Raw genomic sequence first — 9,933 nt, forward strand, 5'->3', positions numbered from 1 at the left:
CGTCCACGACACAATCTCAACAAGAGGTCGATACACTCAGTCAAGTCAACAGCCAAGAGCAACGTCATCTGGCCAGCCTGACTGAGAAACTGGAAATACCATTCCAAGGTTTTGTGGAGGAGAAATATAAATCTGAAGTAGGACGAGCAGAACAGATTCTTACCGGTAGTAATGATAAATCACGCCAAGCCCGCGCTGATGAATGGGAAAAATTTAAAACAACCGACACGTTTAAAGATTTTGTGCTCGCCAGCGTCCCCACTCAAGAAGAGCACGAACGTACCTTTAATCCTGAGCCGACCCAATCCGAGTGGCAAACAATGGTGGGCGAACAATACAAAGGTAAGGCTCTAGGCAACACCAGCCAAACGGTGATTGAGCAGCATAAACAACGCGGAGGCACTGAGCGTTATTACACCCCCGACAACCACTCGCAAATCGTGGAGGATACACGTGAACAATTTGAGAGTACCAGTAACCGTGTTGAGCCACCATCAACCTTACAGCCAACACAGAAGGAGGATCAAACCCGCTCTTAACCTATAAATAATGGTTAATTATTGAGTAATTAAAATGAAAAATCGTAACGACCTAGTAAGATACACAGTATTAAATGGAGGGATTAATGATGAAATGGCTCGTATTAGGCTTAGGCACATGTTTCTCTTTTTTGAGCTTAGCCAATAGTCAAATTCCAGAAATCGACCGACTCAGCAGTGGCAACAGCCCTGCAGATATGAGTTACTATGTTGAACATTATCAAAATCCGGGGAGTCCTGAGTATCGAGATTTATTGATTGGTACTCGTGTCGCTGCTAACGCCGTGAACTTTTATACCACCCGTTTAGATACTCGCGGCCAACGCATTGATTATTGCTTGCCAATGAAAGATGCAGCCAATCGCGAAACATTATGGGAATGGAAAACCAAAGATCTGATGACAATTATCGACAACAGACTTGAACACGATCCTCGTTTAAAAAAATACGGCAAAGCAGGCATTGGTGGCAGCATCGCCAGCTATCTAACCGCCGCATTAAAAGAGCAATACCCTTGCCCAGTGCAAAAGCAATTTTAAGCTATTGGTTTACCCTGCCAAAAGTTATCCGTTCTTATCATGCTGTTCGCTGTAAATCCCCGTGATGTATCACGGGGGTAAATTAGACCAAGCTACTGACTGGCTGGCGTTTTTCAAGGTAATGATGGCTACGCCCTCTGCTGTGTCCTAATAGGCTTGATATATATCTATAGGCTTTCAACCAATCCAAGTTCATTATTTGTAATCTGGTTTAATTTTTTGCTGAAACTACCCCTGTTGATCCCCAACATCCTAGCAGCCTCTTGAATTTCAATATGTTGTTGTCGATACAAGCGAAGGGACTTAAAAGCCAGAAGACAAGGCTCTAACTTACTTGTCGCTCTCCAATTTTCCAAGCTATGTACTTGTAAACTTGCCTACCGCAATCATCTGATACATAATGACACTACCATCTGATAAGGAGTTATTGTTATGTCACAAATGCAAGCATTCAAGCCTGTTAAACAGCCAGCTAGCTTTTGGCAGCAAGTAGGTATTCCATCGCGAGGGGTAACCCTTTATGAGTCTGTTCATAAAGGTCTGGATTTTGATGTTTTTGACAAACTAGCCAAGCACTCTAAATTGGAAAAGAAAGAGTTGGCTACCGCTGTTACAATTCCACCAGCCACACTAAACCGCAGATCGAAAGCGGGACGTTTTAACAAAGACGAAAGTGATCGTTTGTACCGTTTTGCTGAGATATTCAACCAAACCATCAACTTGTTTGAAGGTGATATCTTGGCCGCGTGTGAATGGATCAAATCCCCTGTGGTTGGTTTGGGTAATCGCCGCCCTATCGATATGGTTGCCACAACTGCTGAATCAGAGGGTGTGCTAAACCTAATTGGACGATTAGAGCATGGGGTATTTTCTTGATCACTTTGTACCGAATCGTAAAGGAAAAGTGGGAAGAGTCAGCTTTCGATGGCGAAGGCTCCAGACTGTACGGAGGGCGTTGGAATTCTATTGGACGGTCTGCGGTTTATGTTGCGGCGTCAGAGTCACTTGCCATTTTAGAAATCTTGGTTCATCTCAAAAATACCAAAGTACTTGAAAATTATGTCTTGTTTACGTTGGAACTGGATGAAGCCGATGCTTTGGTCCTTGAAAATGACGACTTACCGGACAACTGGAATGAAGAGCCAGCCCCGCTTCAGACAGCCGAAATAGGTGATCAATGGTTATCGAGCTATTCAAGCTTGGCGCTGGCGACCCCATCGGTGATTGTGCCTCGCGAACAAAACTATGTGCTCAACACAAAACATCCAGGTTATCCAAAACTCATCAAAACGGCCAAAAAACACGAAATTTCTTTCGATACCCGGCTTCTATAAATCAGCGATTCCCACTGTAAATGTCCGAGGACATTAAAGTTTGTCAGTTCCAATAAAGTCTGTTCATTTCCAATATAGTTTGATCTGTTTTTGGCTACATCAAGTTAGACGGCGAAGATAAGTTAAACCACTTTCTGCCCAGTTATGTTTCACAGAAAAAAGCGGTTCAACACTCCTCAGTGGAGTTTAGGCTATTAAAACTAATGCAATCGCACAAAAATTCAGTCTTGTTTTTCACTAGATAGAGCTAAACGAAATATTGTAATTAACGGTTCTAAATCGAATGATACCCCTTCAATATTTGCATCAATCCATTCTTGTTGAGTAATTTTAGGCCACTCGATGGTGTAGCCAAGGATAAATACGAGTTCTTCAAAGAAAAAACGTAAAGTTCGCCATTACCTTCCCTAAAAGGATGTAACAAATTTAATTCGCAAAATAGATTGGCTAATTCTTGGATAAGATCGGGCAAAGCCAAATTGTCTAACGAAGGGATAATACCAAATAATTTTGAAGCTTCAGCTTCAATCCTAGAAACGGTACAGAATCGAGTGTAGCCTTTACTTCTCGAACTTGACCTGCCCATTCAAAAATATCTTGGAATAGATGGTGATGTAGACACTTGAGGTGATTGAAGTCTAAATGCTTGATTTCAGAAACATTACTTTTGTATGAAAGGTACCTATAACTCGTAAACTCAATTTCGGCTTTTTCAAGTTCATCTGAGTCAAGTATATTCAATCTGTTAATTAAAACATCAGAATTTGAGTAACAGTATTTGTCCTGATCAGCACCATATTTATCTCGCATACTTGCGTTTTAAATCTTCAATGGTTTGAACGTTCGATTTCTTATTTATCGTCATGCCTTCATAACCCAAACTGGTTTTGAAGTTCTTTAAGCTAGGGGTAAATGTAGCTTTTTGGCGCTTTGAATTTGAGGTATTGACCATATCAATGTTCCTCTTGTTGGTTGTATTAATTGTACATGACTAATCAGCTAATGTCATGAAGTAGCGATTTTCGCAAAGCCAAGTGAGCCGCGCAGCAGCATTCTATTCTAGTAATGTCACTGGCAAAGTTTTATCCAGAGGCTTCATTGGCCTAAAGTTTTACCCGTGGCACTTTTCTCTCAAAGTGCCAGCTAACTCAGAGCTGCCCCAAAAACGTCACAATCTGAATTTTTACACGTGGCATTTTCTAGCTCGAAAATGCCCCAAAACTTGTTAGCTCAAATGCTCTACGCAATTTGGGGGGCGTGCGCTTTCCCTATCAAATCTAATCCGATGAAAGAGAGTCAGACCGAGCTTATTTTGGGCGTATGTAGGCTAAAAATCGTATTGCTCAGAATCCGCCGGAGTTATACGGAAACTTTCGGAAATTTCTGAAGTTCACATCCTAGGCTCTAGGCAATACGGGCATTAGATTGAGCGTGAGTATGATTAACGTTATGATTGGTTGCATATAATTAGGAAAAAAACCGTCGATAAAGCGTTAGGAAATTAGCTGGAGATATGTGATGGATGCATTTAAAAGCGGCTTGGCTTGCTATTGTCATCAGAGTCAAAATGAAGTTAATCGCATTAGACGATTTTCCCAATCAATAGATTCTCACTGGGAGTCGAAAGCAAACCGCTTAGACAGCGAACTTGAGAAATCGTTGGCAGAAACTACCTGCGAAGATCGGTATCAAGAGTTAGGCGAGATCTATGGAATGGTTTACTACGAAGACATAGTGAAGAGTGAGTGGATACACAAGCATAGTGTAGTAATTACTATTTCGAGCTTTGTCGAAAATTCCTTATATGAGCTATGTGAACTACTAGCATCACATAAAGGTCAGCCTCTAAAGTTACTTGAGAAGGGGAGACTATCGAAGGTAGAGAAGTGCCTACTCTACCTAAAAACCAATGCTCACCTTAGTCTTGCTGGCTGCAAAGAAGAAGCCGATGCAATGATTGTCGCCTATAAGTTACGGAATCAGATTATTCATAACAACGGCAAAGTGACCGATAGGTTTGAAAAGCAGAAGGCTCAATGGAAAGGCTTAGTTGAAGGCAGCTTAGGTTCCTATATTGAAATCGACAGTAAATTTGTTGCATGGTACTTAGAACAAGTTGCGTCGTTTTACCATAAATTGGCTCCGGAAGTGTCGTCATTTATACAGCGAACAAAAATTGCCTAACAGATAAGGATTAAGCGTTGCGTAGCCAAGGTAACGTGGTTCTGTCCAAAGACGTGCTGACGCCCATCTCGGCAAACACGTCTTTGCCCCAAAGTGTGTCACGACCGATGATTGACTAATTAATGGTGAGTTGATTTTGTAATACATATGCTAACTAACAACCCTAGAGTGCAGGTGTTTTTTTCGTAACCCATCACTCGTGTGCGTACAAAAATCACATAACCACCATATATGGCTTGAGTTGCTTAAAAAGGTTGAGCAAGATGGACAGAAGCAAATGACTATATCCCGACTGAAAAGCGTTATGCATAGGGGCAATTAATGACGAAAGCGAAACAAGCGTTAAGCATAAAAGGTGATACGTTTAACCCATTTCCAGAGCCATTTAAATCTCGCCTTGGTCAATCTGAATGCAGAAGTTTAGGTGATTCTTTTGGGCTCACTCAGTTCGGTGTGAATCTGGAAGTATTAGAACCGAATGCGCAGTCGGCTCTTCGCCATTGGCACACAAGGTCAGATGAGTTTCTTTATGTACTCGGTGGTGAGCTATGTTTAGTCAGTGATGACGGTGAGCAGACATTGTTTGCAGGAATGTGTATTGGTTTCCCTGCTAGGGTCGAAAATGGTCATCATTTAATAAACCGTAGTAGCGAACAAGCTAAATTTATAGTTATAGGGAGCCGAGTTGCAAAAGACGAAGCCCATTATCCAGATGATGATTTCAAATGGGTTGTTGAAAGTTCTGGTGAATGGACTCCCTCTAGAAAGAACGGCACACCATACTAGTGATTGGTAAGTAGTAGGAGGAAGACTATGATTCCAACAGCGATTCTTATTCATGTTCAAAATGTCGCATTGGGCATCGAGTGGTATCAAAAAGCCTTTCCTACAGCAGAATCTGTTTATCATCCTAGTTTCGACTTTACCGTGCTCAATTTAAACGGTTTTTCTCTTGAGATAGTGCAAGCAGACGAAAAAGTAGGCTCGGGTAAATGCGGGACAGTTTTATATTGGTCGGTAAACAACTTGGATAAAGCACTGGATCATTTTGAAGAACTTGGTGCAAAACTGTATAGAGGCCCAATGGCAATTGAAAATGGGCTTTTTATGTGTCAAATCGAAGATCCATTTGGCAACCTAATTGGCTTGCGTGGGGCGACGACGTTGCAAGTGGTTTAAATGGATTATAAAGGCCTTATATGCCATATCAGTTTAGGAGGTAAAATGGACATTTTGATCGAACAAGAAATAGAACTCCATCAATACCAAACTCGTCAGAACAAAGCTGACCTTGATCGTTTAATACACCCTAGTTTTACTGAAGTTGGTAAGTCAGGAGATAGCTACGATTTTACATCCATTATTCAAATGATGGATTTGGAAGAGCCTTCAGATATCCGCGTTCATTCTCAAAAGTATGAATGTATTCAACTTGAGCCTTCTATACAGCTTTTAAAGTATGAGTCTGCTCTTGTAAGTGAATCTGGAGAAGTTAGTGACTATGCCAAACGCTGTTCAATTTGGACATTTACGGGCACTTGTTGGAAGCTCAGGTATCATCAAGGTACGCAATGTAAACCTTTCAAACTCAGTTAGTAGTGATTATCCGTAATCTAATTATCTACTGAAGTTTGTCATTACGGGGGAGCTTAAAGTTTGTAACACGCCTCTGCCCCAAAACTTGTTAGATCAAATGCTCTACACATTTTAAGGGCGTTCGTTTTCCCTACAAATCCTAATATCAAGTTTTGGATAATTTACTCATCATCTTTATTTTCTTTTCTGTGTATCTATACAGTTTATTAAGTTTTAATCTGGTTTGAGTATGAATAATGGCTTGTTTTGTTAAGTGCTTAGTCTCGTTTTGTCGATGGAATGTTTGGTAAACTATTGTTTGTTAAAATGTTTGTGAGAATAATGCCTTAGATAACAGGCACTGTTAAAAAGTGATAACACGCTGGCGCGTTTTTATATGATGACAGAATACATAGCTCGATGTATTTGCTTTAATTTTTAGTGGTTTATGATAAATTTTTTGATAAACAGGCAGACAGAAAAACGAGACTGCCTGTTATTAAGAATGTTATGTTTCAGGAGATGTATGAATACTTTAACAATAAATGGTACGAGGATTGTCGATGGTATTGAATATAATGAATATCCAGCGCCGAATGTTCTGATTAAAGCTATGGAATTAACTTGGGCTAAGAAACTCATAACGAAGGGTATAATTAGATTGAACTCTTTGTCTTTTTATCAAGGTATTGAAAGTGTTGAGTTAGGTGATTCTTTAGAAGGACTTGGTGAATTAACCGTCAATAATCACCAATATTCAACGAGTTCATTAAATGAGGTTTTTATCTGGTGTTGTGCAAATTCAAACACTAAACATTCAACTTTACTTGGGCTTGATAAGCACTATGATTCAATTATTAAAATTACAAACATCACTAAGTTTGTAAATCGAATTGCGGAACAATTACGACATGATAAGTATAATTTTTCTAATCCACATATAGGTAAGGTTAATTATAATCGATCACTTGAAGTGACCAAAGAATCATTGCAAAACCAAAAGTGGCAATGGAATACTTTTCAAAAGTCACAAAACTATGAACATCAAAATGAGTTTCGGATTGTATTTTCTGATTTATCTTTTAAGTTAGAGCAAGCGATATCGATTGATCTTGTTATTGGTAATTGTGAAGACATCATTGAATTAATTGAAACATAACAAATGCATCAACACGATTTGCTACATTCGGCATTCTAGGTTTCTTTGAGTTTACCGTATTAAGTGGTAAATTTGAGCTTAATCTGCATGGTAGCAAACGTGTTATGCAGGCGTTAGTTTTATAATAAGGATCGAGTCAGTTGAAAGAATATCTAGGTGCAGTATTTTTTGTCGATATTTTGGGGGTTGGTGCACTGACACAAGGCAAAGTGGAAATTGAGAAAAGTGATTTTTCAGCACATCGTTTCAAGACTTCCAAATCGACATCAGAGCATATCTTTTGCGCGAAGCTACTATTGAAGTTTCGTAGGATTCTCAACAAAGTGATGAAACATAATGGTGTCAAAGTTGCGCAGTTATCTGATTGTGCATTTATTTGGTCGGCTAATGCAGACCTTGTACTTGAGGCAGCTCGAGAAATTATGTGGGAGACTGCATCTAATGGCGTATTGTGCCGTGGTGGAATGTCTTATGGTGAAATTGTCGAACCTGACACTGTCAATGTAAGATTGGGGAAATTCATTTGTGGTAAGGCGGCAACACAAGCTGTAAAACTTGAAGGTATGGGGAAAGGAGCTAGGGTCTTTATCGATGAAACTGTCCCAAGTGAAGTGTCATATTCCATTCAACCTGAAGCGTTTCGTCAAAGTACAAATCCTAAAGACTATTCGTATGTTGATGAGTTTTTATGGGGGCTTTACCCGAGTCAGATCGACCGCACTCAGTCAGTAAATAGTGCTGACAGTAAAGCACGCCTAAAGAAAATTCTATCTTTGGTATCTTTATTACGATTCTCTCCAAAATATAGATGGAACACTTCATCAACTGAAGGCAAGATTCAAGTGGCTTCCACAATTGATTCATTGTCATCAGTAACTTCTCTTTTGCAGGATCATTATGACTATCATTTTGGGTGTGGAGCAATGTTGGGAGCTCTGAATGTCAGAGATGAAAAGAAATATACGAGCCTACGAGATCGTTATGTTAAAGAAGTATCGTCGATAAAATAAAACTAACAATTTAAGAGTGATTCAGCATGCTTGGCATTTTTGGTTTGGGTCGAGTTCAGTGTTTACGGTGGTCAAATTAAGTGTCGTGGTCGCGTACTTCACACCTTAATTGGGCTACATGGACTCCCTCTTTTGTCAACAATAGCTCCCGCTGACAACAGTGGATCGGACAGCAGCTCTACATTCGGTGTTTAATCGGAATTGTTCCGTCACCTTGATGATATTCGCTTGATGCCAACCTCATTCGTTAAACAGTATTTATTACTTCCCAATTAAACAGGTTTAGGCATCTCGGTCTGGTCGTATTGTCATCATTTGCTATTGCTTTGACTCGGTGAGTGTTAACCGTTTACATAGTTAATCTTGTACTCTTTTCCTGTTGTTAATAATGCCCATATTATACGAGCGTTTTTTGCTGCTAGGGCGACAGCTGCTCGTTTATAACCTCGTCGTTCAACGAGTTGATTTAACCAAATACTGTTGCGATCGGTTTTCTCTTTACATCGTGCAATAACGGCTCTTGCGCCATGAATAAGTAGAGTGCGAATATGTTTTTCGCCTCTTTTGCTGATGCGACCAAGGTGAACATGACCACCTGTTGAGTATTGTCTTGGAACCAACCCTATCCAAGCGGCAAATTGGCGGCTAGAGCCAAATTGTTTGGCGTCATTGACGGTCGCGACAATGGCACTTGCACTGTGTTCACCGACACCTGGAATATCCATGAGGGCTTTGGCTGAAGCCATCTCACGAACTAAAGCAGAGACTCTACGATCATAGTGCAATACTTCTAGGTTAAGGTGTTGAATCTTGTTCGATAGATCTTGAAGTAGCTCTCGAGCGAGTATAGGCAAACCATTTTCTGCATCTTCAAGGACACTACCAATAGTGTTTTGAGCCGAGTAGCGACCCTGCGGCATCACAATGCCAAATTCGGAAAGCAAACCTCTGAGCTGGTTAATAGTCGCCGTTCTTGTTTTAATTAGCCCCTGTCGAATACGGTGCAGGCAAAGCACAGCTTGTTGCTCTTCACTTTTTATAGAGACAAATCGTGTTTTGGGTCTAGATACCGCTTCACAGATGGCCTCTGCGTCATTGGCATCGTTCTTCTCATTTTGTCGATATGGAATAACGAATTTGGACGCCATAATTTTCGGGTTATGACCTAGTTTCAGTAGCTCTCTCGCCCAGTGGTGTGCACCAGAGCACGCCTCCATACCGATGAGGCAGGGCGGTAACTTCGCGAATGTGTCTAAGAGTTTGTTTCTTTTGACAGTTTTGCGTAGGACGCACTTGCCATATGCATCAACGCCGTGAATACTGAATACATTCTTGGCGAGGTCAACGCCAATAGTTTGAATGGTGGACATAGTAACCTCCAGTTCTTCAGCGTGTACTAAGTAAGTATGGCACGCAGAGTGTCAGGTAGAGGGAGTCCATATCATTCGTTAGCAGTATCCAATCAGTTGACCAATGTATTCAATCAGTTATAATCTAGTTCTCTTTACGCGAATTGGGGTGAAAACCCTAGTCGGGTGTACAGCCAGACTCAAATTTATTGAGCGGGATTAGGTGCGCTAGAGGCCTCTGCGG

General features: G+C 40.7%; 12 protein-coding genes and 1 pseudogene. 10 read left to right on the plus strand and 3 right to left on the minus strand.

Features of this window, described 5'->3' with window-relative positions; genetic code table 11:
• The 4 genes and pseudogenes from AB4623_RS00040 to AB4623_RS00055 form a co-directional block, all read left to right on the plus strand.
• Nucleotides 1–539 (plus strand): annotated as a pseudogene (locus tag AB4623_RS00040) (conjugal transfer protein TraG); the annotation flags it as partial.
• Nucleotides 540–625: 86 nt separating this feature from the next.
• On the plus strand, nucleotides 626–1,078 hold the full coding sequence (locus tag AB4623_RS00045) for a hypothetical protein (protein WP_016799983.1): 453 nt from the start codon (nucleotides 626–628) through the stop codon (nucleotides 1,076–1,078).
• Between the two features lie 432 nt (nucleotides 1,079–1,510).
• On the plus strand, nucleotides 1,511–1,954 hold the full coding sequence (locus tag AB4623_RS00050) for an antitoxin Xre-like helix-turn-helix domain-containing protein (protein ID WP_016800265.1): 444 nt from the start codon (nucleotides 1,511–1,513) through the stop codon (nucleotides 1,952–1,954).
• Nucleotides 1,951–2,412 (plus strand): RES family NAD+ phosphorylase, encoded by a 462-nt coding sequence (locus AB4623_RS00055; protein WP_017093449.1) that lies wholly within the window; start codon nucleotides 1,951–1,953, stop codon nucleotides 2,410–2,412. The genes AB4623_RS00050 and AB4623_RS00055 overlap by 4 nt, the downstream gene beginning before the upstream one ends.
• A 274-nt stretch (nucleotides 2,413–2,686) precedes the next feature.
• Here AB4623_RS00055 and AB4623_RS00060 read toward each other — a convergent pair whose 3' ends face one another.
• Both AB4623_RS00060 and AB4623_RS00065 read right to left on the minus strand, forming a co-directional pair.
• Nucleotides 2,687–2,998 carry a Fic family protein gene (locus AB4623_RS00060; protein ID WP_372145443.1) on the minus strand — a complete coding sequence of 104 codons (312 nt, stop codon included), beginning with the start codon at nucleotides 2,996–2,998 and terminating at the stop codon, nucleotides 2,687–2,689.
• Between the two features lie 213 nt (nucleotides 2,999–3,211).
• Complete coding sequence (locus AB4623_RS00065; RefSeq protein ID WP_372145445.1) at nucleotides 3,212–3,364, minus strand: hypothetical protein; 153 nt, start codon at nucleotides 3,362–3,364, stop codon at nucleotides 3,212–3,214.
• A gap of 566 nt (nucleotides 3,365–3,930) precedes the next feature.
• Between AB4623_RS00065 and AB4623_RS00070 the strand changes: the two genes are divergently transcribed.
• The 6 genes from AB4623_RS00070 (at nucleotide 3,931) to AB4623_RS00095 (ending at nucleotide 8,340) form a co-directional block, all read left to right on the plus strand.
• Nucleotides 3,931–4,596, plus strand: coding sequence for a hypothetical protein (locus AB4623_RS00070; RefSeq protein ID WP_372145447.1), 666 nt, complete (start codon nucleotides 3,931–3,933; stop codon nucleotides 4,594–4,596).
• Between the two features lie 321 nt (nucleotides 4,597–4,917).
• Entirely contained in the window at nucleotides 4,918–5,382 is a 465-nt protein-coding gene (locus AB4623_RS00075) for a cupin domain-containing protein (RefSeq protein ID WP_017097733.1), read from the plus strand.
• A gap of 27 nt (nucleotides 5,383–5,409) precedes the next feature.
• Nucleotides 5,410–5,775 (plus strand): VOC family protein, encoded by a 366-nt coding sequence (locus AB4623_RS00080; RefSeq protein ID WP_017097734.1) that lies wholly within the window; start codon nucleotides 5,410–5,412, stop codon nucleotides 5,773–5,775.
• Between the two features lie 45 nt (nucleotides 5,776–5,820).
• The gene (locus AB4623_RS00085; protein WP_017097735.1) at nucleotides 5,821–6,192 is read left to right on the plus strand and encodes a DUF4440 domain-containing protein; all 372 of its coding nucleotides are present in this window, start codon (nucleotides 5,821–5,823) and stop codon (nucleotides 6,190–6,192) included.
• A gap of 505 nt (nucleotides 6,193–6,697) precedes the next feature.
• Entirely contained in the window at nucleotides 6,698–7,330 is a 633-nt protein-coding gene (locus AB4623_RS00090; RefSeq protein ID WP_045104709.1) for a hypothetical protein, read from the plus strand.
• 140 nt (nucleotides 7,331–7,470) lie between these two features.
• On the plus strand, nucleotides 7,471–8,340 hold the full coding sequence (locus tag AB4623_RS00095) for a hypothetical protein (RefSeq protein WP_145577867.1): 870 nt from the start codon (nucleotides 7,471–7,473) through the stop codon (nucleotides 8,338–8,340).
• Nucleotides 8,341–8,681: 341 nt separating this feature from the next.
• Here the strand turns inward: AB4623_RS00095 and AB4623_RS00100 are convergent, their stop codons facing one another.
• On the minus strand, nucleotides 8,682–9,710 hold the full coding sequence (locus AB4623_RS00100; RefSeq protein ID WP_017041084.1) for an IS110 family transposase: 1,029 nt from the start codon (nucleotides 9,708–9,710) through the stop codon (nucleotides 8,682–8,684).
• Between the last annotated feature and the right edge of the window lie 223 nt (nucleotides 9,711–9,933).

The organism is Vibrio sp. 10N.222.52.C12, from assembly GCF_041474215.1.
Taxonomy (GTDB): domain Bacteria; phylum Pseudomonadota; class Gammaproteobacteria; order Enterobacterales; family Vibrionaceae; genus Vibrio; species Vibrio crassostreae_C.

Bases quoted from the DNA above. Each gene is read 5' to 3' on its own strand.
- AB4623_RS00045 (WP_016799983.1), top strand. From the start codon at position 626: ATGATGAAATGGCTCGTATTAGGCTTAGGCACATGTTTCTCTTTTTTG.
- AB4623_RS00050 (WP_016800265.1), top strand. From the start codon at position 1,511: ATGTCACAAATGCAAGCATTCAAGCCTGTTAAACAGCCAGCTAGCTTT.
- AB4623_RS00060 (WP_372145443.1), bottom strand. From the start codon at position 2,998: ATGGGCAGGTCAAGTTCGAGAAGTAAAGGCTACACTCGATTCTGTACC.
- AB4623_RS00065 (WP_372145445.1), bottom strand. From the start codon at position 3,364: ATGGTCAATACCTCAAATTCAAAGCGCCAAAAAGCTACATTTACCCCT.
- AB4623_RS00070 (WP_372145447.1), top strand. From the start codon at position 3,931: ATGGATGCATTTAAAAGCGGCTTGGCTTGCTATTGTCATCAGAGTCAA.
- AB4623_RS00075 (WP_017097733.1), top strand. From the start codon at position 4,918: ATGACGAAAGCGAAACAAGCGTTAAGCATAAAAGGTGATACGTTTAAC.
- AB4623_RS00080 (WP_017097734.1), top strand. From the start codon at position 5,410: ATGATTCCAACAGCGATTCTTATTCATGTTCAAAATGTCGCATTGGGC.
- AB4623_RS00085 (WP_017097735.1), top strand. From the start codon at position 5,821: ATGGACATTTTGATCGAACAAGAAATAGAACTCCATCAATACCAAACT.
- AB4623_RS00090 (WP_045104709.1), top strand. From the start codon at position 6,698: ATGAATACTTTAACAATAAATGGTACGAGGATTGTCGATGGTATTGAA.
- AB4623_RS00100 (WP_017041084.1), bottom strand. From the start codon at position 9,710: ATGTCCACCATTCAAACTATTGGCGTTGACCTCGCCAAGAATGTATTC.